The following is a 24733-nucleotide window of genomic DNA, read 5'->3' on the forward strand; positions in this document are numbered from 1 at the left end:
CCGCCAGCAGCTGCGGCACCCGCCGCGCCCCCTCCACCCCCCCCCGGCGCGGCCGCCCCCCCCCCCCCCCCCCCCCCCCCCCCCCCCCCCCCCCCCCCCCCCCCCCCAGTCCGCGGTCCTCGACGGCCACCAGCACCCCGACGCCACCGGCGTGGCGGTGCCGGTCCGCGACCGCCGCGGCGAGGTGGCGGCGGCGCTGTCGGTGGTCGTCCCCAACGACGGCCGGGGGCCCAGGTCGTGCACTGCTGCACACGGCGGCGCGCGGCATCACCCGCGCCCTGCGGTCCGCCGACCCGGCGGCCCCGGCGCGCTGACCCCCTGGTCACCTCGCGAAGGACACGCCCCACCGCCGAGCGCCCGGCTCGCGCACCTGCTTCGCAACCGACGGGCTTTCGAATCGCTCGTCGAGCACTTTCGTTACCTTTTCGTGCTTTGTCGCTCGCTTGCCCTTCTGCCAAGTTCTGCGGCGCGGGTCACACCAGCCCGCACCACTGACAACGCAGTCGGCGGGAGGGCGTGGTGCTCGTGGACGAGATCACCCGGTCCGAGGCGATCCTGTCCCGGCTCGAGGCGGACGGCCGGGTCGTCGTCCGCACGCTCGCCAGCCAGCTCGGCGTCTCGGCCGTCACGATCCGCAAGGACCTCGAGGCGCTCGAGCAGCGCTCCGCCCTGCGGCGGGTGCGCGGCGGTGCGGTCGCCGCGCGCACCGCCGACGAGGGCACCTTCGACACCCGGCTGCGGCTGCACCGGGCGGAGAAGGAGGCCATCGCCGACGCGGTCGCCCCGCTCGTGCGCGACGGCGACGTCATCGCCCTGGACTCCTCGACGACCTGCCACTACCTGGCCGGCCAGCTGCTGGACCGGCGGCGCCTGGTGGTCGTCACCAACAGCCTGCCGATCGCCACCCTGCTCTGCGAGCGCACCGACGCCAACGTGCTGCTGCCGGGCGGGGTGGTCCGCCGCTCCGCCCGGTCCCTGGTCGGCCTGGTCGGCGACGTGTTGGCCGGCCGCGGCCGGATCGACCGCGGGTTCCTCAGCGGCCACGGCATCACCGCCCACCACGGACTGCTCGACCTCGCCGGCGAGGAGGCCCAGGCCAAGCGGTACCTGGCCGGCGCCTGCCGCGAGGTCTACGGCCTGCTGGACTCGTCGAAGTTCGGCGGGTTCTCCATCCACCCGTGCGTCCCCGTCGACCGGCTCGCCGCCGTCTACACCGACTCCGGCGTGGACCCCGCAGCCGCAGCGGCGATCTCCGCCGCCGGCACCCGGGTGCACGTCGTGGACCTGGAGGACCGGTCGTGACCCGGCCACCGGCGACGCCGGGCGCGCCGGCCGACCGACCCCGGCGACCGGGTGGCCCCCGGCCGACCCGTTCCGTCCGGGCCCTGCCCGGAACCCGCTCCCGAACCCGGGACGCGGCCCACCGCGGGTACGCCCGCCTCACGATGGAGTGAGCATGAGAGCACACCGGTACACGTCCCTCGCGGCCGGACTCGCCGCGGCGTCCCTGGTGCTGGCCGGCTGCGGCCAGGGCAGCGGCGGCTCGGCCAGCGGCGGGGGCGGCGACGGCGGCGGCGGCGGCGGCGGGAGCGACACCCCCACCGTGGCCTTCGTGCCCAAGCTGCAGGGCATCCCCTACTTCGAGGCCATGAACACCGGCGGTCAGCAGGCCTGCGAGGAGCTGGGCTGCGAGTGGCTCTACCAGGGCCCGGTCGAGGCCGACGCCGCCGCGCAGGCCGACATCGTCCGTTCCTTCATCCAGCAGGGCGTCGACGTCCTGTTCGTGGCGCCCAACGACCCGGACTCGATGGCCCCGCTGCTGCAGCAGGCCGCCGACGCCGGCATCGCCGTGGGCACCACCGACACCGACGCCCCGAACTCGGTGCGCCAGGTGTTCGTCCAGCAGGCCTCCGACGAGGGGATCGGCCAGACGCTGACCGACCAGCTCATGCAGGCCATGGGCGGCGCCGGCCGCTACGCCATCGTCTCCTGCGGCGAGACGGCGGAGAACCTGAACTCCTGGATCGAGGTGCAGCGGGCCTACACGGCGTCCGAGTACCCCGACGCGGAGATCACCGACGTCGTCTACGCCGGGGAGGACCAGTCGGTGGCCACCCAGATGGCCACCGACCTGATGAACTCCGACCCGACCCTGACCGGCCTGGTCGGGGAGTGCACCTCCTCCGCGCCCGGCGTGGCGCAGGCGGTCCGCGACGCCGGCCGGATCGGCCAGGTCTTCACCGTCGGGCTGGGCACCCCGAACTCGATGGCGCCCTACCTGGCCGACGGCTCCTCCTCGGCCAGCGTGCTGTGGGACGTCGAGAACCTCGGCTACCTGACCGCGTGGGCGGGGATGCAGCTGGCCGCCGGCGAGGAGTTCGCCGCCTCCCCCGAGGTCGGCGGCGACATCTCCGGCGTCAGCTACGACGACAGCTCGAAGGTGCTGCTGCTCGGTGACCCGCTGGTGCTGACCACCGAGAACGTCGACGAGTTCGACTACTGATCCTCCGGGATCACCCCGGGGAGGGCCGGCCGCGGTCGGCCCTCCCCGGCGCACCCGGTCCACAGACCACGGAGGCCCCGGTCATGACAGACCAGCGACCCACCCCGCCCCGCCTGCAGGTGCGCGGGGTCACCAAGCGGTTCGGCGCCGTCCGCGCGATCCGCAACGCCGACATGGTCGTCCAGCCGGGCACCGTGCACGCCCTGGTGGGCGAGAACGGCGCCGGCAAGTCGACCCTCATCAAGATCCTGGCCGGGGCCGAGCGCCCCGACTCCGGCTCGATCACCTTCGACGGTGAGCCCGCGTCGATCACCACCACCACCGACGCGATGGCCCTGGGGATCGCGACCGTCTACCAGGAACCGCAGCTGTTCGACGAGCTCACCGTCGCCGAGAACGTCTTCCTCGGCCGGGAGATCACCCGGGGCGGACGCGTCGACTGGGCCGCCCAGAGCGCCCGGGTCACGGAGCTGCTGGAGCTGATCGGCCTGCCGGCCCGGTACGCCACGGTGGCGGCGGGCGACCTGTCGATCGCCGAGAAGCAGCAGGCCTACATCGCCAAGGCCCTGGCCGGTGACGCGAAGGTGCTCATCCTGGACGAGCCGTCGGCGATCCTCACCGACCGCGAGGTCGAGGTGCTCTTCGGCGTGGTCCGCCGGCTGACCGAGCGAGGCGTCTCGATCATCTACATCTCGCACCGGCTGGACGAGCTGTTCGTCATCGCCGACGAGGTCACCGTCATGCGCGACGGGGAGACGATCGGCACCCACCCGATCGACGACCTCACGGTCCGCCAGATCGTCGAGATGATGGTCGGCGGGGCCATCGAGGACACCCGCCCCGAGCGGACGGTGCCACCCGGCGAGCCCCGCCTGGAGCTGCGCGGCCTGGAGCTCACCGACCAGTTCCACGACGTCGACCTGCAGATCCGCGCCGGGGAGATCCTGGCCCTCTACGGGCTGGTCGGCTCCGGTGTCGCGGAGATCGGCGCCACCGTCTACGGCATGTCCCGGGCCACGGCCGGCACCATCCTGGTCGACGGCGAGGAGGTCCGCCCGCGATCACCCCGGGAGGCGCAACGGCTGGGCATCGCCCTGCTGCCGGCCAACCGCAAGGAGCAGGGCCTCTTCTCCTTCCAGCCCATCTCCTTCAACATCTCCGCCGGTCACCTCGGGCTGCTCTCCCGCTTCGGGGTGTGGCTCGACCGCCGCCGGGAGACGACCGTCGCCCGCTCGATGATCGACCGGCTCGCGGTGAAGGCGCCGAGCGAGCGCACGCCGGTCGGGGCGCTGTCGGGCGGCAACGCCCAGAAGGTGGTCCTGGCCCGGCAGCTGGTCGACAAGCCACGGGTCCTGGTGCTCGCCGAGCCCACCCAGGGTGTCGACGTCGGGGCCAAGGAGGAGATCCACCGGCTGATCACCCAGCTGGCCGACGACGGCGCCGCCGTGCTGATCGTCACCTCCGACCTCCTGGAGGCCATCCGGATCGCCGACCGCCTGCAGGTGGTCCGCGCCGGCACCACGACCGTCGAGTTCGGGCCCAACGCCGACCAGGTCGACGTCCTCACCGCCGCGGCCGGTGACGAGTCCTCGGCACCGCCCCCCGGGCAGCAGCCCCAGCAGACAGGAGTCCCGGCATGAGCAGCCCGACGCTCACCCCACCCGGTCCGGCGGGCAGCTCCGCCGCCGGGAAGGCAGAGCCCGGCACCGGGGTCCGTGGCCGGGTGCTGCCCCCGCCGGTCACCGGCCAGGAGACCGTCCTCATCGCCGTCATCGCGCTGCTGTGGCTGGTGCTGAGCCTGGCGACCCCGGCGTTCTTCACCGCCGGCTCGATCGTGCCGCTGCTGGTCGCGACCACGCCGATCGCGCTCATCGGCATCGGCATGACGATCGTGATCATCACCGGGGGCATCGACGTCTCGGTCGGCAGCATCGTCATGGTCGCCTCGGTCGTCACGGCGCAGACGATGGTCGACACCGGCCTGCCCCTGGTGCTGGCGGTGCCGCTGTCGGTCGCGGTCGGCGGTGTGCTGGGCCTGGTCAACGGCGTGCTGATCGCCTACGGCCGGGTGCACGCGATCATCATCACCTTCGGCACGCTGAACCTGTTCCGCTTCATCGGGCTGCAGGTCTTCGGCTCCTCGACCGTCGAGGACATCCCCCGCACCCTCGCCTTCTTCGGCCGGGGCGAGGCCGGGCGCACCCTCGGGATCCCGCACGCCTTCCTCATCACCATCGTGATCGCCGCACTCGCCTGGTACTACCTGCGGCACACCGCGGGCGGGCGGCACTTCTACGCCATCGGCGGCGACGCGAACGCCGCCCGGCTGGCCGGTGTCGCGGTCCGCGCCCGGGTGCTGTCGGCGTACGTGGTCACCGGCCTGCTCGCCGGCCTCGCGGCCTGCTTCGTCCTCGCCCAGGGCACCTCCAGCCTGGCCGCGAACGTCGGGTCGGGGCTGGAACTGGCGGTCATCGCCGCGGTGGTGATCGGCGGGACGTCGATCACCGGCGGCCGCGGGTCGGTGCTGGGCACCGTGCTCGGCGCGCTGCTGGTGCAGACCGTGGCCACCGGGGTCACCCAGCTCGGCTGGCCGACGCAGCTGTCCTCCCTCTTCGTCGGGCTGTTCATCATCATCGCCGTCGGGGCCGACCTGCTCCGGCAGCGCACGAGGAGCGCGTCATGACCACCTCGACCACCCCGCCCACCGCCCCGGCCCCGGAGAAGCAGCAGCCGGGCGCCGCCACGGACCGCCCCGAGAACCTCGCGGCCCGGACGCTGCGGATCCTGCTCACCCAGCGGATCGCCCTGCTGGTGGTGCTGCTCGTCGCCGTGGTGGTGACGATGCTGACGCTGAGCCGGAACAACTACCTCGCCGCTCCGTACGACAGCTCCTACATGGCCGCGACGCTCATCAACGCGGTGCCGCTGGTCCTCCTGGGCCTGGCGGAGCTGCTGGTCATCACCTCCGGCCGGGGCGGCATCGACCTGTCCGTGGGCGCCATCGTGTCGCTGACCGGGATGGTCTTCGGCTTCGCCTACGGCGAGTGGGGCTGGTCGCTGCCCCCCGCGATGGCGCTGGCCGTCGGCTTCGGCGCGCTGTGCGGAGCGCTCAACGGCTTCCTCGTCGCCTACCTGCGCTTCCCGGCGCTGATCACCACGCTGGCGACCTACTACGCGTTCAGCTCGCTGGCGCTGGTGATCAACGACCAGCAGCCGATCAACGCCCGGCCGATCCAGGAGCTCTACTCCACGGCCCGGGCGGTGGACCTCCCCTTCCTGCCCGACGGGTTCCCCGCCGTCCCGCTCGGGGTCTTCACCTACCTGATCCCCGCCGTGCTCGTGATCTGGCTGGTGGTGGCGCGGACCACCTACGGCCGCCGCCTCTACGCCATCGGCACCAACGACGTCGCGGCCGAGTGGACGGGGATCGACGTGCGCCGCACCCGGTTCCTGGCCTACGTCGGCGCCGGGGCGCTGTCCGGGCTGGTCGCCGTCTACACCGTGGCGCAGTTCGCCTCCGCCCGGCCGGACGCCGGGGTGGCCGGCAACGGCATGGCGCTGCCGGCGATCACCATCGCCGTCCTGGGCGGGGTGGCGATCACCGGCGGCATCGGCCGGGTCGCCGGGGTGGTGCTGGCCACGCTGCTGATCGTGTGGCTCAACGCCGGCATCCTGCTCGCCGTCCCGGGCAACGCGGGCACCCAGTTCCAGCTGTTCGCCCTCGGCTTCGTCCTGGTCTTCGCCGCGCTGCTCAACGGCTTCGCGGTCCGGCGCTACGGCGGGACATCGTGACCGCCGCGCCCGCCACACCCCAGTCACGACCCCGGAACCGGGGCACGGAGAGAGGACCCACATGCCTGTGACCCACGGCGTCCACGCCCTGGTCTGGACCGGCGGCTGGACACCCGAGGAGGCCCGGAAGGCCATCGCCGCCACCGCCGAGGCCGGGTACGACCTGATCGAGATCGCCCCGATCGACCCGACCGGGTTCGACGGGGACATGACGGCCGGGCTGCTGGAGGAGCACGGACTCCAGGTCAGCGCCTCGCTCGGCCTGAGCGCGGACACCGACGTGTCCAGCGAGGACGCGGAGACGGTGGCCCGCGGCCGGGAGCGGCTGGCCGCCGCCCTCGGGGTCCTCCGGGACAGCGGCGGGACGACGCTGTGCGGGGTCCTGTACTCGAAGCTCGGCAAGTACGACGCCCCGGCCACCGAGCGCGGCCGGGCGAACTCCCAGGAGACGATCGCCTGGCTGGCGGACAAGGCGGCGGCGTCGGGGATCACGCTGGCCCTGGAGTTCTGCAACCGGTACGAGACCAACATCATGAACACCACGCAGGAGACGCTGGACTTCATCGCGGCGGTCGACCGGCCCAACGTCATGGCCCACCTGGACACCTACCACATGAACATCGAGGAGCACTCGTTCGCCGAGGCGGTGCGGGCGGCGGCGGCCGCCGGCCGGCTGGGCTACGTGCACATCGGCGAGTCGCACCGCGGTGCCCTGGGCACCGGCTCCGTCCCGTGGCCGGAGTTCTTCGGGGCGCTCGACGAGGTGGGCTACGCGGGGACCGTCACCTTCGAGTCCTTCTCCTCCGAGGTCGTGCACCGGACGCTCTCCAACGACCTGGCGATCTGGCGCAACCTGTGGACCGACAACGTCCGGCTGGCCCGGGACGCCCTGGCGTTCACCCGGGCCGGGCTGGCCGAGGCCGCAGCCCGGCGGGGAGCCGGACCGCGCTGACCCGGCGACCCCGGCTTCACCGGGCCGGTGGAGCGGGGTCAGCCCCGCGCGGGCTGCGGCCGGCGGGGCGAGCCGGGGACGTACCGCACCAGGTCGGAGGTCTGCGCCACCAGCGCGCGCAGGTCCTCCAGCGCCCCGGTGACGGTGCCCGCAGCGCGGGCCTGCACCAGCACGTTGCCCAAGGCGGTCGCCTCCACCGGACCGGCCAGCACCGGCCGCCCGCAGGCGTCCGCGGTGAGCTGGCACAGCAGCGCGTTCTGCGCCCCGCCGCCGACGACGTGGACCACGTCGACGTCCCGGCCCGACAGCCGCACCGCGTCCTCGACCGCCCGGGCGAACGCCGCGGCCAGGCTGTCCAGCACGCAGCGCACCACCGCCGGCCGTTCGGCCGGCACCGGCTGCCCGGCCACCTCGCACGCCTGCTGCACCCGCGGGACCATCGGGCCGGGCGGCAGGAAGACCGGGTCGTCCACGTCGATCACCGGACCACCGTCGGGCAGCTCGCCGGCCGCGCCCAGCAGCGCCGGGAGGTCCGGGGCACCCAGCCCCCAGTCCGCCAGGCAGCCCTGCAGCACCCACAGGCCCATGACGTTGTGCAGGTAGCGGATCCGGTCGTCGACGCCCCGCTCGTTGGTGAAGCCGGCCGCGAGGCTCTCCTCGCTGAGCACCGGCTCCTCCAGCTCCACCCCGACCAGGCCCCAGGTGCCGCAGACGACGTAGGCGAAGCGCTCGTCCGTGGCCGGCACACCGACCACGGCCGAGGCGGTGTCGTGGCTGCCCACGGCCACCAGGCGGGCGTCGGCCAACCCGGTGCTCTCGACCACGGCCGGCCGGAGCCCGGCCAGCACGGCGCCCGGGTCGTGCTCCGGCGCCAGCAGCGCCGGGTCGACGCCGACCAGCCGAACCAGGTCCGGGGCCCAGCGGCCGGTGTGCACGTCGGCCAGCCCGGTGCTGGAGACGTTGGTCGCCTCCGCACCGCGGTGCCCGGACAGCCACCAACCGACCAGGTCGGGCAGGAGCAGCAGGCTGCGCGCCGAGGCGAGCAGCGACTCCTCCCGCTCGGCCACCAGCTGGTACAGGGTCGTGAAGGGGAGGTGCTGCAGGCCGTTGCGCCGGTAGAGCTCGGCCGCCGGCACCTGCTGGTGCACCCGCTCGGCGATCCCGTTGGTCCGGGGGTCCCGGTAGGAGCGGGGCGCGGCGAGGAGGGTGCCCTCGGCGTCCAGCAGGCCGTAGTCGACCGCCCAGGTGGCCACGCCCACGCTGGCCACCGGCTCCCCCGCCTCCCGGGCCAGCTCGGCGACCCGCTGCAACCCGGCCAGGGACTCCCGCCACAGGCCGAGCAGGTCCCAGTACAGGGCGGTGCCCTCCGCCCGCGGCACAGCCACCGCGCCATTGCGGAACCGCGCGGCCTCGGTGAGCCGGAGGTGGCCGGGGCCGGCCGCGCCCAGCATCACCCGCCCGCTCGAGGCGCCGAAGTCGACCGCGGCGTGCAGGCTCACCGCAGGAAGGCGGCGGCGACGCCGGAGTCGACCGGGACGTGCAGACCGGTGGTGCGGGTGAGCTCGCCGCCGGTCAGCGCGAAGACCGCGTCGGCGACGTGGTCCGGCAGCACCTCCCGCTTGAGCAGGGTGCGCTGGGCGTAGAACTGGCCCAGCTCCTCCTCCGGCACCCCGTAGACCGCGGCGCGCTTCGCGCCCCAGCCGCCGGCGAAGATCCCCGACCCGCGGACGACGCCGTCGGGGTTGATGCCGTTGACCCGGATCTGGTGCTCGCCGAGCTCGGCGGCCAGCAGCCGCACCTGGTGCGCCTGGTCGGCCTTGGTCGAGGAGTAGGCGATGTTGCTCGGACCGGCGAACACCGAGTTCTTGCTGGAGATGTAGACGATGTCGCCGCCCATCCCCTGCTCGATCATGATTCGGGCCGCCTCACGGGAGACCAGGAACGAGCCCTTGGCCATCACGTCGTGCTGCAGGTCCCAGTCGGCCTCGGTGGTCTCCAGCAGCGGCTTGGAGATCGACAGCCCGGCGTTGTTGACCACCAGGTCGACCCCGCCGAAGGCGAGCACCGCCGCGCGGAACGCCGCGGCCACCGCCTCGGCGTCGGACACGTCGGCGGCCACGCCCACGGCGACGTCGGCCGAGCCGATCTCGGCGGCCGCGTCCGCGGCCTTCTGCAGGTCCAGGTCGGCGACGACGACGCAGGCGCCCTCGGCGGCCAGCCGCTGGGCGATCGCCTTGCCGATGCCGCTCGCCGCACCGGTGACCAGCGCGACCCGGGTGGCCAGCGGCTTGGGCTTCGGCATCCGGGCGAGCTTGGCCTCCTCCAGCGCCCAGTACTCGATCCGGAACTTCTCCGCCTCGTCGATCGGCGCGTAGCTGGAGACCGCCTCGGCGCCGCGCATCACGTTGATCGCGTTGACGTAGAACTCACCGGCCACCCGGGCGGTCTGCTTGTTCGCGCCGAAGCTGAACATGCCGACCCCGGGCACCAGCACGATCGCCGGGTCGGCGCCGCGCATCGGCGGGGAGTTCGGGCCGGCGTGCCGCTCGTAGTACGCCGCGTAGTCGGCGCGGTAGGCCTCGTGCAGCTCCTTCAGCCGGGCGACGACGTCCTCGACCGGCGCCGTCGCCGGCAGGTCGACGACCAGCGGGCGCACCTTGGTGCGCAGGAAGTGGTCCGGGCAGGAGGTGCCCAGCGCGGCGAGCCGCGGGTGCTCGGCCCGGGACAGGAAGTCCAGGACGACGTCGGTGTCGGTGACGTGCCCTACCTGGGGCTTGTCGGTGCTGGCCAGGCCGCGGATGACCGGGGCCAGCGCGGCCGCCCTCACCCGGCGCTCGGTCTCCGGCAGCGGCTCGAACCCGGGCAGGACGGGACCGAACGGCTCGGGCCGGCCGCGCTCGGCGAGGAACTGCTCCGCCCTCCGGATGATCTCCAGCGAGTTCGCCTCGCACTGCTCGCTGGTGTCGGCCCAGGCGGTGATCCCGTGCCCGCCGAGGACCGCCCCGATGGCCTGCGGGTTTTTCTCCGCGATCTCGGCGATGTCCAGCCCCAGCTGGAAGCCGGGACGCCGCCAGGGCACCCAGACGACGCGGTCGCCGAAGCACTCGCGGGTCAGCGCCTCGCCATCGGCCGCGGTGGCCAGCGCGATGCCCGAGTCGGGGTGCAGGTGGTCGACGTGCGCGGCGCGGACCAGCCCGTGCATCGCGGTGTCGATGCTCGGGGCGGCGCCGCCGCGGCCGTGCAGGCAGTAGTCGAACGCGGCGACCATCTCGTCCTCGCGCTCGACGCCGGGGTAGACGTCGACGAGCGAGCGCAGCCGGTCCAGCCGGAGCACGGCCAGGCCGCCCTCCTTCAGGGTGCCGAGGTCGCCGCCGGAGCCCTTCACCCAGAGCAGCTCGACGGGCTGCCCGGTGACCGGGTCGGTCTCCGTGCCGGCGGCGGAGGTGTTGCCACCGGCGTAGTTGGTGTTCCGCGGATCCGCGCCGAGGCGGTTGCTGCGGGCGAGCAGGTCACTGACCACGGGGTTCGTCACGGGATGTCTGTCCTCTGTGTGTCTCGTCCGGGAGAACTCGCTTTCCGCGCCGAAAGCGAGGTGGAGCGGTTCGCTTTCGGCGCGGAAAGCGAGGTGATCGGGTCAGGCGCCCCAGGAGGCCTGCTGGCCACCGACGCGCTCGGTGGCGATCTGCTCCTGGTGGCCGGAGGCGACGTAGGCCCGGTAGGGGTCGGCGGGCAGGCCCGTCGACTCGCGCAGCTCGGCGAGCAGCGGGCGGACGTCGGTGTTGTAGGCGTCCATCAGCGCGGCGTTGGCGCCGAGCACGTCACCGGACTGCTGGGCGGCCCGCAGCGCCTCGCGGTCGACCAGCAGCGCCTTGGCGGTGGCCTCCTGCACGTTCATCACCGAGCGGATCTGGCCGGGGATCTTCGGCTCGATGTTGTGGCACTGGTCGAGCATGAAGTTGACGCCGGAGTCCGGGCGCAGCGCGTCGGCCCGGACGATCTCGTTCATGATCCGGAAGAGCTGGAACGGGTCGGCCGAGCCCACGATCAGGTCGTCGTCGCCGTAGAAGCGGGAGTTGAAGTCGAAGGCGCCGAGCCGGCCGACGCGCAGCAGCTGGGCGACGATGAACTCGATGTTGGTGTTCGGCGCGTGGTGGCCGGTGTCCAGCACGACCTTCGCCTGCTCGCCCAGGGCCAGGCAGTGCAGCAGCGAGGTGCCCCAGTCGGGGATGTCCATCGTGTAGAAGTACGGCTCGTAGAACTTGTACTCGAGGATCAGCCGGTGCTCGGGGTCCAGCTCGGCGTAGATCTGCTGCAGCGACTCGGCCAGCCGCTCCTGCCGGTCCCGGATGTCGTCCTGACCGGGGTAGTTCGTCCCGTCGGGCAGCCAGATCTTCAGGTCGGTCGACCCGGTGGCCCGCATGACGTCGATGCACTGCACGTGGTGGGCCACGGCCTTGGCCCGCACGGCCGGGTCGGCGTGGGTGAGCGAGCCGAGCTTGTACTCGTCGGCCTGGAACAGGTTCGAGTTGATGGCGCCGATCGAGACGCCCTCGTCGGTGGCGTGCTGCGCGAGCTTGCCGAAGTCCTCGACGAGGTCCCACGGGATGTGCAGCGAGACCCGCGGGGCGGCGCCGGTGTAGCGGTGCACCACGGCGGCGTCGCTGATCTTCTCGAACGGGTCGCGCGGGACGCCGGGGGTGCTGAACACCTTGAACCGGGTGCCGGCGTTGCCGAACGCCCAGGACGGCAGCTCGATGGTCTGCTGGGCGAGCGCGGCCAGGGCCTGCTCGCGGAGATCGCTGGTCACGGGGTCTCTCCGTTCGTCGTGGTGTGCTCCCCGGCGGCCCGCAGCTGGGCGTCGAGGTCGAAGACGAGGTCGAGGGAGGCCTTGCCGCGGCCGTCCCCCGTCTCGAAGAAGGGGGCCATCTCGGCCTCCCACCGGGCGCTGACCGCTGCGGCGTCCACGGCCGCCTGCGCGGCGGCCAGGTCGTCGGTCTGCACGATGCCGACGAGCAGCCCGTCCGCGCGCAGGAAGAGCTGGTAGTCACGCCAGCCGGCGTCCCGCAGGGCGCGGAGCATCTCCGGCCACACGGCGGCGTGCCGCTCGCGGTACTCCGCCAGCCGATCGGGGCGGACCTGGAGCGTGAAGCAGGCGCGAGCCACGGGACCTCCTCGTCGAGTGGCGGCGTGAAACGTTTCAGACTGCTTGTGGCGCAGACCATAGGGAGCCTGCTATGAAGTGTCAACCATCACCGACGGGTCGCGCCAGCCCTCACCTCTGACTGGCTTTTCCCGGGTTGAGACGTTTCAATGATCCGGGCCGCTACCGTGACCCCACATGACCGAGGGAGGCCCGCGCTGAGCGTCAGCATCCGAGACGTCGCCCTCCGGGCCGGGGTCTCCGTCGGCACGGTCAGCAACGTGCTGAACCGTCCCGACGCGGTCAGCCCGCCGACCCGGGAACGGGTGCTCGACGCGATCGCGCACCTGGGCTTCGTGCGCAACGAGTCGGCCCGGCACCTGCGGGCCGGCCGCAGTCGGACGATCGGGCTGGTCGTCCTGGACATCGCGAACCCGTTCTTCACCGACGTGGCCCGCGGGGTGGAGGAGGTCGCCAACGCCGCCGAGCTCGCCGTGGTCCTGTTCAACTCCGACGACCGGCCGGACAAGGAGGCCGCGCACCTCGACGTGCTCACCGAGCAGCGCGTGCAGGGGGTGCTGATCACGCCCACCGCCGAGCTGTCCCCGCACGTGGAGGCGCTGCGCTCCCGCGGCACGCCCGTCGTCCTGCTGGACCGGCGCGCCGCCACCGCGGACCGCTGCGCCGTGGCGGTGGACGACGTGCTCGGGGGTCGGCTCGCCGCCGACCACCTGCTCGAGCGCGGCCACCGCCGGATCGCCTTCATCGGCAGCTCCTCGGGCCTGCCGCAGGTGCAGGAACGTCACGACGGGGTGGTCGCCGCGGTCCGCGAGGGCAGCGGGTCCGACGACGCGCTGACGGTCCTGTCCCCCGCGACCCTGACCGTCGCCGGCGGTCGCGAGGCGGCGGCGGAGATCATCGGGCTGCCGGCCGCCCGCCGGCCCACCGCCGCGGTCTGCGCCAACGACCTGGTCGCCCTCGGCGTGCTGCAGGAGATGGTCCGCCACGGGGTGCGGGTGCCCGACGACTTCGCCATCGTCGGCTACGACGACATCGACTTCGCCGCCGCGGCCGCCGTCCCGCTGACCTCGGTGCGCAAGCCCCGGCAGGAGCTGGGCCGCCGCGCCGCGCAGCTCCTGCTCGACGAGGCCACCCGGGGGGCCGAGCACGTCCACGAACAGCCGGTCTTCGAGCCCACGCTCGTCGTCCGCGAGTCCAGCATGGTCCGGCGGCTCCGCCCGACCGTCGCGAGCTGACCGGAGGTCTCGGGTGAAGGTCGCACTCTTCGCCACCTGCCTGGTGGACACGATGACGCCGTCGGTGGCCCTGGCCACCGCCACGCTGCTGCAGCGGCTGGGCCAGGAGGTGGTCGTCCCGCCGACCCAGGCCTGCTGCGGGCAGATGCACGTCAACACCGGCTACCGCCGCGAGGCGGTGTCGATCGTCGCCAACCACGTGCGCGCCTTCGAGGGCGCGGAGGTGGTCGTCGCGCCGTCCGGGTCGTGCGTGGCCTCGATCCACCACCAGCAGGCCGCCGTCGCCCGGCGGGCCGGGGACGAGGCGCTGGCGCAGGCCGCCGAGGAGCTGGCCGGGCGCACCCACGAGCTGTCCCAGTTCCTGGTCGACGTGCTGGGGGTGACCGACGTCGGCGCGTACTACCCGCACCGCGTCACCTACCACCCGACCTGCCACTCGCTGCGGATGCTCGGCGTCGGCGACCGGCCGCTGCGGCTGCTGCGCGCGGTGCGCGGGCTGGAGCTGGTCGAGCTGCCCGGCGCCGAGCAGTGCTGCGGCTTCGGCGGCACGTTCGCGGTCAAGAACGCCGACACCTCGACGGCGATGCTGACCGACAAGATGGCCAACGTGCTGGGCACGCACGCGGAGGTGTGCACCGCCGGCGACGCCTCCTGCCTCATGCACATCGGCGGCGGGCTGTCCCGGCTGCGGGCGGGCACCCGCACGGTGCACCTGGCTGAGATCCTGGCCGCCACCGAGCACGACCAGGCCCTCGTCACCGGGACGGTGACCGCGTGACCGCGACCTTCCTGGGTCTCCCGACGGCCCCTCGCGGGGTCGGTCACCTGCGGGGGGAGCAGTCGTTCCCCGACGCCGCCCGGGGTGCGCTCCGCGACGGGCAGCTGCGGGCCAACCTCGGCCACGCGACCAGCACGATCCGCGGCAAGCGGGCCCGGGTGGTCGACGAGGTGCCCGACTGGGCGCAGCTGCGCGCCGCGGGCAAGGCGATCAAGGCCGCGACGATGGCCCGCCTCGACGAGCACCTGGAGGAGCTCGAGCGCCAGGTCACCGCCCGCGGCGGCACGGTGCACTGGGCCCGCGACGCGAACGAGGCCAACGCCATCGTCACCCGGCTGGTGCAGGCCACCGGCACCGGCGAGGTGGTCAAGGTCAAGTCGATGGCCACCCAGGAGATCGGCCTGAACGAGGCGCTGGAGGCCGTCGGGCTCGACGTCTTCGAGACCGACCTCGCCGAGCTGATCGTGCAGCTGGGCGAGGACACGCCGTCGCACATCCTGGTGCCGGCGATCCACAAGAACCGGGCCGAGATCCGGGAGATCTTCGCCCGCACCATCCCCGGGGTCGACCCCGGGCTCACCGACGACCCGCGCCAGCTGGCGATGGCCGCCCGCGCCCATCTGCGCGAACGGTTCCTGCGGGCACGCGTCGCGGTGAGCGGTGCGAACTTCGGCGTCGCCGAGACCGGCACGCTCACCGTGGTGGAGAGCGAGGGCAACGGGCGGATGTGCCTGACCCTCCCGGAGACGCTGATCAGCGTGATGGGCATCGAGAAGGTCGTGCCCACGTGGCGGGACCTCGAGGTGTTCCTGCAGCTGCTCCCCCGTTCCTCCACCGGAGAGCGGATGAACCCCTACACCTCCACCTGGGCCGGCGTGACCCCCGGCGACGGGCCGCAGGAGTTCCACCTGGTGCTCCTGGACAACGGGCGGACGGCGGTGCTCGCCGACGAGGTGGGCCGGGAGGCGCTGCACTGCATCCGCTGCTCGGCGTGCCTGAACGTCTGCCCGGTCTACGAGCGGGCCGGCGGTCACGCCTACGGGTCGGTGTACCCCGGCCCGATCGGGGCGGTGCTCTCCCCGATGCTCACCGGGGTCGAGGACAACGCCTCGCTGCCCTACGCCTCGTCGCTCTGCGGGGCCTGCTACGAGGTCTGCCCGGTGGCGATCGACATCCCCTCGATCCTGGTGCACCTGCGCGCCGAGCACGTCGAGGCGCAGGAGAGGCCGACGGCGGAGGCGGTGGCGTTCCGCGGGCTGTCGAAGCTGATGAGCAACCCCCGGCTGTGGCACCTCGCCCAGCGGGCGGCGGGGCTGGGGCGGCTGCTCGCCCGGGGCCGGCCGACGCTGCCCAACACGCTGCCGCCGCCGGTCTCGGGGTGGACTCGCAGCCGCGACCTGCCCACCCCGCCGGCGCGGACGTTCGTGCAGCAGTGGACCGAGGAGCACGGGAAGTGAGCGCCCGCGACGAGGTGCTCGGCCGGATCCGCACCGCGCTCGGAGAGACCCGGGCACCGGCGCCCGACGTCCGGCGCGACTACCGGACGGCGGAGGAGGTCCCGGCCGACGAGCAGCTGCTGGAGCTGCTGGTCGACCGGGTCGAGGACTACCGCGCCGAGGTGCTCCGCTGCGCGGCCGGGGAGATCGGCGCGACCGTGCGGGCGGCACTGGACCGCGGGCTCGGTGCGGGGTGGACGGCGTCCGGCGTCGTCGTCGCCCCGGGGCTGCCCGAGGAGTGGCGACCGGCCGGCTGCGACGTCGACGACGAGCGTCCCGCCCCGCGGCTGGCCGAACGCGCGGCGTCGGTCACCGCCGTCGCCGTGGCGATCGCCGAGACCGGCACGCTCGTGCTCGACGGCTCCCCGGCCTGCGGACGACGGGCGCTGTCGCTGCTGCCCGACGTGCTGGTCTGCGTGGTCACCAGCGACCAGGTCGTGCGCGGGGTGCCCGAGGGCATCGCCCGGCTGGACCCGCTGCGACCGCTGACCATGGTCAGCGGCCCGTCGGCCACCAGCGACATCGAGCTGCAGCGGGTCGAGGGCGTCCACGGGCCGCGCACCCTGCTGGTGGTCCTGGCCGGCTGAGGCCTACTCGTGCACCGCCCAGACCTCGGCCGGACCGCGGGGCGTGTCGACGGTGCGCCGGGGCACCACCCGCTCGTAGACGCCGAGCCACCGGGGTCCGTCGTAGACCAGCAGCGAGGAGGCGAGGGCGTCGTCCGGCAGGTCGTCGACCTGGCCGTCACGGGGCCCACCGACGTGGAGGATCAGCGGCACCGAGGCAGTCTAGACAGTCATGTTTACGTTGTAAACACCACTGTCGGCCGCGCCCGGGCTCACCCGCCGACGTAGGCCGCCAGGTGCTCCCCGGTCAGGGTGGCGCGCGAGGCCACCAGGTCGGCCGGGATGCCCTCGAAGACCACCCGGCCGCCGTCGTGGCCGGCCCCGGGTCCGAGGTCGATGATCCAGTCGGCGTGGGCCATCACCGCCTGGTGGTGCTCGATGACGACGACCGACGTCCCGGCGTCGACCAGCCGGTCGAGCAGGCCGAGCAGCTGTTGCACGTCGGCCAGGTGCAGACCGGTGGTGGGCTCGTCCAGCACGTAGACGCCGCCCTGCTCCCCCATGTGGGTCGCCAGCTTGAGCCGCTGCCGCTCGCCGCCGGACAGCGTGGTGAGCGGCTGGCCGAGGGTGAGGTAGCCGAGCCCCACGTCGGCCAGATGGGTCAGCACCTTGTGCGCAGCCGGCGTGCGCGCGTCACCGGCGCCGAAGAACTCCTCGGCCTCGGCCACCGACATGGCCAGCACCTCGCTGATGTCCCGCCCACCCAGGCGGTACTCCAGCACCGAGGCCTGGAACCGCCGGCCCTCGCACTCCTCGCAGGGGGTGGCGACGGCGGCCATCGTCGCCAGGTCGGTGTACACCACCCCGGCCCCCTTGCACGTGGGGCAGGCACCCTCCGAGTTGGCGCTGAACAGGGCCGGCTTCACCCCGTTGGCCTTGGCGAAGGCCTTGCGGATCGGGTCCAGCAGCCCGGTGTAGGTCGCCGGGTTGCTCCGGCGGGAGCCGCGGATCGGGGTCTGGTCGACCGTCACGACCCCGTCCCGGCCGGACACCGACCCCGAGATCAGCGAGCTCTTGCCCGACCCCGCCACGCCGGTCAGCACCACCAGCACGCCGAGCGGGATGTCGACGTCGACGTCGCGCAGGTTGTGGGTGCTCGCACCGCGCACCTCCAGCGCACCCGACGGCGTGCGGACGGCGGGCTTCACCGAGACCCGGTCGTCGAGGTGCCGGCCGGTGAGGGTGCCGCTGGCCCGCAGCCCGTCGACCGTGCCCTCGAAGCAGATCGTGCCGCCGGCCGCCCCGGCGCCGGGGCCGAGGTCGACGACGTGGTCGGCGATCGCGATCGTCTCCGGCTTGTGCTCGACGACGAGCACGGTGTTGCCCTTGTCGCGCAACCGCAGCAGCAGGTCGTTCATCCGCCCGATGTCGTGCGGGTGCAGGCCGATCGTCGGCTCGTCGAAGACGTAGGTGACGTCGGTGAGCGAGGAGCCGAGGTGGCGGATCATCTTGGTGCGCTGCGCCTCGCCGCCGGACAGCGTGCCCGCCGGCCGGTCGAGGCTGAGGTAGCCCAGCCCGATCTCCACGAACGCGTCGAGGGTCTCCTCCAGCCCGCCCAGCAGCGGCGCCACCGACGGCTCGTCGATCCCGCGGACCCACTCGGCCAGGTCGCTGATCTGCATCGCACAGGCCTCGGCGATGTTGGTGCCCCGGATGCGTGCGGAGCGGGCCTCCGCGCTGAGCCGGGTGCCGTCGCAGTCCGGGCAGGTGGTGAAGACGACCGCGCGGTCCACGAACGCCCGCACGTGCGGCTGCATCGCCTCCCGGTCCTTGCTGAGCATCGACTTCTGGATCTTCGGGATCAGTCCCTCGTAGGTCAGGTTGATCCCGTCGACCTTGATCTTGGTGGGTTCCCGGTGCAGCAGGTCGTGCAGCTCGGCGTCGGTGAAGTCGCGGATCGGCTTGTCCGGGTCGAAGAACCCGGAGCCGCTGTAGATGCGCCCGTACCAGCCGTCGGCGCTGTAGCCGGGGACGGTGAACGGGCCCTCGTTGAGCGACTTGCTGTCGTCGTAGAGCTGGGTGACGTCGATGTCGGTGACCCGGCCCATCCCCTCGCAGCGCGGGCACATGCCGCCGGTGATGCTGAACTCGCGGCGCTCCTTGACGGTCCTGCCGCCCTGCTCGAAGGTGACCGCGCCGGCGCCGCTGATCGAGGCGACGTTGAAGGAGAAGGCCTGCGGCGAGCCGATGTGCGGCTCGCCCAGCCGGCTGAACAGGATGCGCAGCATCGCGTTGGCGTCGGTGGCGGTGCCGACCGTGGAGCGGGGGTTGGCGCCCATCCGCTCCTGGTCGACGATGATCGCCGTCGTCAGTCCGTCGAGCAGATCGACGTCCGGCCGGGCCAGCGACGGCATGAAGCCCTGGACGAAGGCGCTGTAGGTCTCGTTGATCAGCCGCTGCGACTCCGCGGCGATCGTGCCGAACACCAGCGAGCTCTTGCCCGACCCGGAGACGCCGGTGAACACCGTCAGCCGGCGCTTCGGGATCTCGACGCTGACGTCCTTGAGGTTGTTCTGCCGCGCGCCGATCACCCGGATCAGGTCGTGCCGGTCGGCCGCGTGCGGCTCGCGGGACGGCGCGTCGGTCCTGGTGGCCGTGCTCATCGCACTCTCCCTCCGCCCGGCTGGGCCCGGCTGCTCACCGCAGCTGCTGGATCCGGATCAGGTTGCCCGCGGGGTCGCGGACCGCGCAGTCACGCAGACCATAGGGCTGATCGGTCGGCTCCTGGACCACCTCGACGCCGCTGCCGGCCAGCGCCGCGAACGTCCCGTCCAGGTCCGGGGTGGCCAGGTTGACGCCGAAGAAGCTGCCCTTGGCCAGCAGCTCCTCGATCGTGCGGCGCTCGGCGTCGGTGAGGCCGGGCCCGGCGGCCGGCGGGTGCAGCACGATCGCCGTGTCGGGCTGACCGGGCGGGCCCACGGTGATCCAGCGCATCCCCTCGTACCCGACGTCGAGGCGGACGTCGAACCCGAGGACGTCGCGCCAGAACCGCAGGGAGGCGTCCGGATCGCTGTGCGGCAGGAAGCTGGAGTGGATGGTGAGGTCCATGTCCCTGGCGTCCTTGCTGTCCCTGGCGTCCATGCCGGTCACGCTAGGGACGGCACGGGTGCCGGTGCTTCTCGATTCCTGACCGGTCTGGTCACCTGCCGGGCCACGCACGGCGACATGCCCGCCGTCGCCCCCGCCGCCTCCCGCCGGTAGACGCTGGGCGGCACGCCGACCAGCTCGGTGAAGCGGGTGCTGAAGGTGCCCAGCGACGAGCAGCCCACCGCGAAGCACACCTCGGTGACGCTCAGGTCGCCCCGGCGCAGCAGCGCCATCGCGCGTTCGATGCGCCGGGTCATCAGGTAGGCGTGGGGCGGCTCGCCGTAGGCGGCCCGGAACGCCCGGCTCAGGTGGCCGGCGGACATGTGCGCGCCCCGGGCGAGCGCCTCGACGTCCAGGGGACGGGCGTGCTCCCGGTCGATCCGGTCGCGGACCCGGCGCAGCCGCGCGAGGTCGCTCAGGCGCTGGTCTGCGGCGGATGAGCTGCTCACCGGCCGGATCCTGCCGTACCCAGTGGACCGGTGGCGTGCTCGACGCCGCGCCCGTCGCCGGACCACGTGGGAGGCTGAGGTGCATGCCCCGGCCGCTGCGCTCGGTTGACGCGGTGCGATCGCTGTTCCAGCCGATCGTCGACCTGCACGACGGTGCGCTGGTGGCCGTGGAGGCGCTGTCGCGCGGCGAGGCCGCGCCCCTGGAGTCACCGACCCGCCTGTTCGCCGCCGCCGCGGCCGCCGGGACGACCGCGGCGCTCGACCGCGCCTGCCTGCGCGCCGCGCTGGCCGGGGTGGCCGACGTCCCCGAGCCCACGACGCTGTTCGTGAACATCGAGCCGGCGACCCTGGCGACCCTCTCCGCGGACGACCTGGCCGAGCTCGCCGAGCGCACCCCGGCGCTGGTGCAGATCGTGCTCGAGGTGACCGAACGCGACCTGCTGGAACGCCCGGCGGACCTCGTCCGCGGGGTGCGGCGGGCCCGGGACATCGGCTGGCGGGTGGCGCTGGACGACGTCGGCGCCGAGCCGGCCGGGCTGGCGCTGGTGTCCTTCCTGCGACCGGACGTGATCAAGCTCGACCTGGCCCTGGTGCGGGGGCACACCACGCTGCAGGTGGCCGGGGTGGTCAACGCCGTCCGGGCCGAGGCGGAACGCTCCGGCGCCGTCGTCCTGGCCGAGGGGATCGAGACCGAGCAGCACCTCGAGCGGGCCCTGGCACTGGGTGCCCGGCTGGGGCAGGGCTGGATGTTCGGCCGCCCCGAGCCGCGGCTGCCGACCGGCATGCGGGCGGTGCGCTTCCGGCCGCGGAGCCCCCGGGTGGTGGCGTCGGCGGAGGGGGCGGCGGCGGAGGGGGCGGCGGTCACGCCGTACACGGTCCTCGCCACGGCGACGGCGCCCCAGCGCACCAGCGTGCCGCTGCTGGCGTCGATGACCCGCCAGCTCGAACGGCAGGCCCTGCTGCTGGACGAGCAGACCGTGGTCCTGGCGAACTTCCAGCACGCGGCGTCGCTGAACGCGCGCACGCGCCGCCGGTACGAGACGCTCGGCAGCGTCACCGCCCTGACCGCGGTGACCGGCGTCGGCATGCCCGCCGAGCCGGTCCCGGGAGTCGTGGGCACTGCGCTGGAGCCCGACGACCCGCTGGCCGCCGAGTGGGTCGTGACGATCGTCAGCCCGCACTTCGCCGCCGCGCTCGCCGCGCGCGAGGTGCCGCCGGGGGTCCGCGGGTCCGGGGGGCCGGCCGAGGCCACGGAGCGGCGGCTGGACTACGCGCTGACCTACGACCGACAGCGGGTGCTCGACGCGGCCGGCCTCGTGCTGGACAGGGTGCGGCCCATGACCACCGGCCCGGCCCAGGTGCTGGTGACCGAGCACCGCGCCGACACCGAGGTCCTCCGGGTGGCCGAGGACGAGCTGCCCGACCTGATGCTGCGGGCCGTCGCCGTCGCGAGCAACGGCATCGTCATCGCCGACGCGCGGCTGCCCGACCTGCCCCTGGTCTACGTGAACGCCGCGTTCCTGCGCATCACCGGGTACACCGAAGCGGAGGTCCTGGGCCGCAACTGCCGCTTCCTCCAGGGCCCGGACACCGACGCCAGCCAGGTCCAGCCGATCCGCCGGCGGCTCCTCGCCGGCCGTGACGTGCACGCGGTGCTGCTCAACCACCGGCGCGACGGCTCCCCGTTCTGGAACGAGGTCCGGGTCAGCGCCGTCTGGAACGGCGGGGAGATCACCCATTACATCGGCAGCCAGCTCGACGTGACCGCCCGCGTCGAACGGGAACGGCGGACGACGTACCTCGCGCACCACGACGAGCTGACCGGCCTCCCCAACCGGGCGCACGTGCTGGAGCACCTGGACCTCGAGCTGCGCCGGGCCCGGCGGAGCGGGAGCACCGTCGCCGTCGTGCTGATCGACCTCAACGGGTTCAAGGCCATCAACGACCGCTTCGGCCACGCCGTCGGCGACGCGGCGCTCGTCGGGGCGGCGAACCGGCTGCGCGGGGCGCTCCGCGCCGGCGACCTGCTCGGACGGCTCGGCGGGGACGAGTTCCTCGCCGTCCTCGCCGGCCTGCCCCCGACCGACGGCGTGCCGCCGGGTCTCCGGGGCACGGTCACCGCCGAGGAGACCGTCCGCCGCGTGCAGCAGCACCTGCACGCCGCGCTCGGCCGCCCGCTCGAGCTGGCCGGCGTCACCGTCCGGCTGACCGCCAGCTCGGGGGCCGCGCTCTTCCCCCGGGACGCCGACGACGCCGCGACGCTGATCGCCCGGGCGGACGCGGTGATGTACCTGGGCAAGCCCCGGACCGCCTGACCGAGAGGAACCCCGTGACCGAGACCATCGCCGGCGTCGCCGTCCCCGACTCCACCCTGACCAGGGAGGCCACGGAGCTGGTCCGCGACGCCACCGACGACCTGCTCTTCCACCACTCCCGCCGGGTCTTCCTCTTCGGCTCGCTCCAGGGCCGGCGGCTGGGCCTGAGCGCCGACCCGGAGCTGCTCTACGTCGGCGCGATGTTCCACGACCTGGGCCTGACCGAGCGCCACCGCCGCGACGACCAGCGGTTCGAGCTCGACGGCGCGGACGAGGCGCGGGCGTTCCTGCAGGCGCACGACGTGCCCGAGCCGCGGGTGCGGCTGGTCTGGGAGGCGATCGCGCTGCACACCACGCCCGAGGTGCCCTGGCGGCTGGAGCCGGAGATCGCCCTGGTCACTGCCGGCGTGGAGACCGACGTCCTGGGCATCGGCTACCGCGACCTCCCACCCGCCGACGTCGCCGCGGTGACCGCCGCCCATCCCCGTCCCGGGTTCAAGACGGCGATCGTCGATGCCTTCGCCGACGGCTTCCGCCACCGCCCCGACACCACGTTCGGCACGGTCAACGGCGACGTCCTGGAGCACCGGGTGCCCGGCTACCGGCACGTCGACTTCGTGGAGGTCATCGAGAACTCGCCCTGGCCGGAGTGACCGGCGCGCCGGAGGACGCCAGGAGCTGGTGCGGACGGCGGGGCACTGGGGCGCCCGGGTCATCGCCACGCAGCGGCCGACCGCGCCCGACGCCGCCACCGGTGCTGCGGACCGCTCGCCCGCGCGACCGCTGACCGGCCGCACCGGGGGCAGCGGACCCCTCGGCCCGCGCCCCCGGCCGGACGGGTCAGCCGTTGTACGGGATGACCACGTCGAGGACCCAGGTCACCCCGAAGCGGTCGGTGACCATGCCGTAGAGCGGGGCGTGGCCCGCCGGGCCCAGCGACGCCCGCACGGTGCCGCCCTCTGCCAGCCCGTGCCAGTACCGGGTGATCTCCTCGGCGTCGTCGCCGCGCACCGAGACGTGGACGGCGTCGGTGCCGGCGTCGTACGGCCGGTTCGGCGGGACGTCGAACGCCATGACCGAGAAGCCGCCGGGCGACTGCACGCCGCCCCACTTCAGCTGGTCGGGCACGGCCCCGTCGGCGGCGTCCCGCTCGTCGCCGCCCTGGGCGAACGTGAACGCCATGACCTCCCCACCGAAGACGGTGGCGTAGTGCTCCAGTGCCTCGCGGGCCTGGCCGCGGAAGTTCAGGTGGGTGGTCGTGGTGACGCTCATGTCGGGCTCCTCGCCTCTGGGTCCTGCCCACCGGCGCTGCTCGCCGGCGGTGTGCAGCCACTCTGGCGAGGAAAGCGGACAGGTTCTGTCCTCTACCCGGGGCATCATCGGCGACGTGAACGGAACCTCCTCCCGGCTGCTGGCGCTGCTGTCGCTGCTGCAGGCGCGCCGGGACTGGCCCGGCGCCGTGCTCGCCGAGCGGCTCGGGGTCACCCCGCGCACCGTGCGCCGCGACGTGGACCGGCTCCGGGAGCTCGGCTACCCGGTGCAGGCGGTCAAGGGCCCCGACGGCGGGTACCGCCTCGCGGCCGGCGCGCAGCTGCCGCCGTTGCTGTTCGACGACGACCAGGCGGTCGCCCTCGCCGTCGCGCTGCGGGTCGCCGCGGCCAGCGGAGCGGGGATCACCGAGGCGGCGGCCCGCGCCCTGGCCACCGTGCGCCAGGTGATGCCGGCCCGGCTGCGGCACCGGGTCGACGCCGTCCAGGTCACGCCTGTTCCCGCCGACGGCGACCAGCTCGACCCGGCGGTGCTGGTGGCGCTCACCACCGCGATCCGTGCGCGGGAGGTGCTGCGCTTCGACCACGCCGCCGCCTCCTCCGGGGACGACCCGGCGCAGCCCCCACCCCTGCGGCGGGTGGAGCCGCACCACCTGGTCAGCCGGGCCGGGCGGTGGTACCTCGTCGGCTGGGACCTCGACCGCGCCGACTGGCGGACCTTCCGCGCGGACCGGATCAGCCCGCGCACCCCCACCGGTCCGCGCTTCACCCCCCCGCGGCCTACCCGGTGACGACGTCGCGGCCTTCGTCGACGCCCGGTTCCGGGGCTCGACCGGCGCCGCCGGGTGGCCCTGCACCGGCGTGGTCGAGCTGGAGCTGCCGGCCACGGAGGTGGCGCCGTTCGCGCTCGACGGGACGGTGGAGCCGCTCGGCCCCGGGCGCTGCCGGCTGACCCTGGGCGCCTGGTCCTGGGTCGGGCTGGCCGCGACGCTCGGCCGGTTCGACACCGGGGGTCCGCGTCGTCGGCCCACCGCAGCTGCGCGACGCCTGCGCCACGCTCGCCGCCCGCTA

General features: G+C 73.8%; 22 protein-coding genes. 13 read left to right on the forward strand and 9 right to left on the reverse strand.

Translation table 11 applies throughout. From position 1 onward, the window contains the following. The first annotated feature begins 516 nt into the window (after window positions 1–516). The 6 genes from ACI79A_RS09010 to ACI79A_RS09035 all read left to right on the forward strand — a co-directional run bounded on the left by ACI79A_RS09010 (window position 517) and on the right by ACI79A_RS09035 (window position 7247). Window positions 517–1302, forward strand: coding sequence for a DeoR/GlpR family DNA-binding transcription regulator (locus tag ACI79A_RS09010; protein ID WP_457082180.1), 786 nt, complete (start codon window positions 517–519; stop codon window positions 1300–1302). A gap of 154 nt (window positions 1303–1456) precedes the next feature. Beyond that, window positions 1457–2503 (forward strand): autoinducer 2 ABC transporter substrate-binding protein, encoded by a 1047-nt coding sequence (locus ACI79A_RS09015; RefSeq protein ID WP_457082182.1) that lies wholly within the window; start codon window positions 1457–1459, stop codon window positions 2501–2503. 83 nt (window positions 2504–2586) lie between these two features. Beyond that, window positions 2587–4143 (forward strand): sugar ABC transporter ATP-binding protein, encoded by a 1557-nt coding sequence (locus ACI79A_RS09020; protein WP_457082184.1) that lies wholly within the window; start codon window positions 2587–2589, stop codon window positions 4141–4143. Beyond that, window positions 4140–5186: an ABC transporter permease gene (locus tag ACI79A_RS09025; protein ID WP_457082186.1), complete on the forward strand. Its 1047-nt coding sequence runs from the start codon at window positions 4140–4142 to the stop codon at window positions 5184–5186. The genes ACI79A_RS09020 and ACI79A_RS09025 overlap by 4 nt, the downstream gene beginning before the upstream one ends. Further along, entirely contained in the window at window positions 5183–6295 is a 1113-nt protein-coding gene (locus ACI79A_RS09030) for an ABC transporter permease (RefSeq protein ID WP_457082188.1), read from the forward strand. The genes ACI79A_RS09025 and ACI79A_RS09030 overlap by 4 nt, the downstream gene beginning before the upstream one ends. Before the next feature lie 61 nt (window positions 6296–6356). Beyond that, window positions 6357–7247 (forward strand): sugar phosphate isomerase/epimerase family protein, encoded by an 891-nt coding sequence (locus ACI79A_RS09035; protein WP_457082190.1) that lies wholly within the window; start codon window positions 6357–6359, stop codon window positions 7245–7247. Window positions 7248–7285: 38 nt separating this feature from the next. On the opposite strand, the gene ACI79A_RS09040 is transcribed toward ACI79A_RS09035, so the two are convergent. The 4 genes from ACI79A_RS09040 to ACI79A_RS09055 form a co-directional block, all read right to left on the reverse strand. Then, window positions 7286–8746, reverse strand: coding sequence for a rhamnulokinase (locus tag ACI79A_RS09040; RefSeq protein WP_457082192.1), 1461 nt, complete (start codon window positions 8744–8746; stop codon window positions 7286–7288). Then, window positions 8743–10779, reverse strand: coding sequence for a bifunctional aldolase/short-chain dehydrogenase (locus ACI79A_RS09045; RefSeq protein ID WP_457082194.1), 2037 nt, complete (start codon window positions 10777–10779; stop codon window positions 8743–8745). Before ACI79A_RS09045 ends, ACI79A_RS09040 begins: the two co-directional genes overlap by 4 nt. 102 nt (window positions 10780–10881) lie before the next feature. Then, window positions 10882–12054: an L-rhamnose isomerase gene (gene rhaI / locus ACI79A_RS09050; protein WP_457082196.1), complete on the reverse strand. Its 1173-nt coding sequence runs from the start codon at window positions 12052–12054 to the stop codon at window positions 10882–10884. Then, entirely contained in the window at window positions 12051–12410 is a 360-nt protein-coding gene (locus ACI79A_RS09055) for an L-rhamnose mutarotase (protein ID WP_457082198.1), read from the reverse strand. The genes rhaI and ACI79A_RS09055 overlap by 4 nt, the downstream gene beginning before the upstream one ends. A gap of 147 nt (window positions 12411–12557) precedes the next feature. Here ACI79A_RS09055 and ACI79A_RS09060 point away from each other — a divergent pair, with 147 nt between their 5' ends. The 4 genes from ACI79A_RS09060 to ACI79A_RS09075 are packed head-to-tail and all read left to right on the forward strand — an operon-like array spanning window position 12558 to window position 16504. After that, window positions 12558–13643 carry a LacI family DNA-binding transcriptional regulator gene (locus ACI79A_RS09060; protein ID WP_457082200.1) on the forward strand — a complete coding sequence of 362 codons (1086 nt, stop codon included), beginning with the start codon at window positions 12558–12560 and terminating at the stop codon, window positions 13641–13643. 13 nt (window positions 13644–13656) lie between these two features. After that, entirely contained in the window at window positions 13657–14421 is a 765-nt protein-coding gene (locus tag ACI79A_RS09065; RefSeq protein ID WP_457082202.1) for a (Fe-S)-binding protein, read from the forward strand. Continuing rightward, window positions 14418–15878: a LutB/LldF family L-lactate oxidation iron-sulfur protein gene (locus ACI79A_RS09070; protein WP_457082204.1), complete on the forward strand. Its 1461-nt coding sequence runs from the start codon at window positions 14418–14420 to the stop codon at window positions 15876–15878. Before ACI79A_RS09065 ends, ACI79A_RS09070 begins: the two co-directional genes overlap by 4 nt. Continuing rightward, window positions 15875–16504 carry a LutC/YkgG family protein gene (locus ACI79A_RS09075; RefSeq protein ID WP_457082206.1) on the forward strand — a complete coding sequence of 210 codons (630 nt, stop codon included), beginning with the start codon at window positions 15875–15877 and terminating at the stop codon, window positions 16502–16504. The genes ACI79A_RS09070 and ACI79A_RS09075 overlap by 4 nt, the downstream gene beginning before the upstream one ends. Window positions 16505–16507: 3 nt before the next feature. Here ACI79A_RS09075 and ACI79A_RS09080 read toward each other — a convergent pair whose 3' ends face one another. The 4 genes from ACI79A_RS09080 to ACI79A_RS09095 are packed head-to-tail and all read right to left on the reverse strand — an operon-like array spanning window position 16508 to window position 20079. Further along, entirely contained in the window at window positions 16508–16696 is a 189-nt protein-coding gene (locus ACI79A_RS09080) for a hypothetical protein (protein WP_457082208.1), read from the reverse strand. 59 nt (window positions 16697–16755) lie between these two features. After that, window positions 16756–19146 carry an ATP-binding cassette domain-containing protein gene (locus ACI79A_RS09085; RefSeq protein WP_457082210.1) on the reverse strand — a complete coding sequence of 797 codons (2391 nt, stop codon included), beginning with the start codon at window positions 19144–19146 and terminating at the stop codon, window positions 16756–16758. Between the two features lie 34 nt (window positions 19147–19180). Then, window positions 19181–19624, reverse strand: a complete 444-nt coding sequence (locus ACI79A_RS09090; RefSeq protein ID WP_457082212.1) for a VOC family protein — start codon at window positions 19622–19624, stop codon at window positions 19181–19183. 5 nt (window positions 19625–19629) lie between these two features. After that, window positions 19630–20079, reverse strand: a complete 450-nt coding sequence (locus tag ACI79A_RS09095; protein ID WP_457082214.1) for a helix-turn-helix transcriptional regulator — start codon at window positions 20077–20079, stop codon at window positions 19630–19632. Between the two features lie 113 nt (window positions 20080–20192). On the opposite strand from ACI79A_RS09095, the gene ACI79A_RS09100 reads away from it, so the two are divergent. Continuing rightward, the gene (locus tag ACI79A_RS09100; protein ID WP_457082216.1) at window positions 20193–22394 is read left to right on the forward strand and encodes an EAL domain-containing protein; all 2202 of its coding nucleotides are present in this window, start codon (window positions 20193–20195) and stop codon (window positions 22392–22394) included. Between the two features lie 14 nt (window positions 22395–22408). Further along, the gene (locus tag ACI79A_RS09105; RefSeq protein ID WP_457082218.1) at window positions 22409–23047 is read left to right on the forward strand and encodes an HD domain-containing protein; all 639 of its coding nucleotides are present in this window, start codon (window positions 22409–22411) and stop codon (window positions 23045–23047) included. Between the two features lie 187 nt (window positions 23048–23234). On the opposite strand, the gene ACI79A_RS09110 is transcribed toward ACI79A_RS09105, so the two are convergent. Beyond that, window positions 23235–23666 carry a VOC family protein gene (locus tag ACI79A_RS09110; protein ID WP_457082220.1) on the reverse strand — a complete coding sequence of 144 codons (432 nt, stop codon included), beginning with the start codon at window positions 23664–23666 and terminating at the stop codon, window positions 23235–23237. 115 nt (window positions 23667–23781) lie between these two features. On the opposite strand from ACI79A_RS09110, the gene ACI79A_RS09115 reads away from it, so the two are divergent. Next, entirely contained in the window at window positions 23782–24453 is a 672-nt protein-coding gene (locus tag ACI79A_RS09115) for a helix-turn-helix transcriptional regulator (RefSeq protein ID WP_457082222.1), read from the forward strand. Window positions 24454–24733: the final 280 nt, after the last annotated feature.

Source organism: Modestobacter sp. SYSU DS0657 (genome assembly GCF_054050925.1).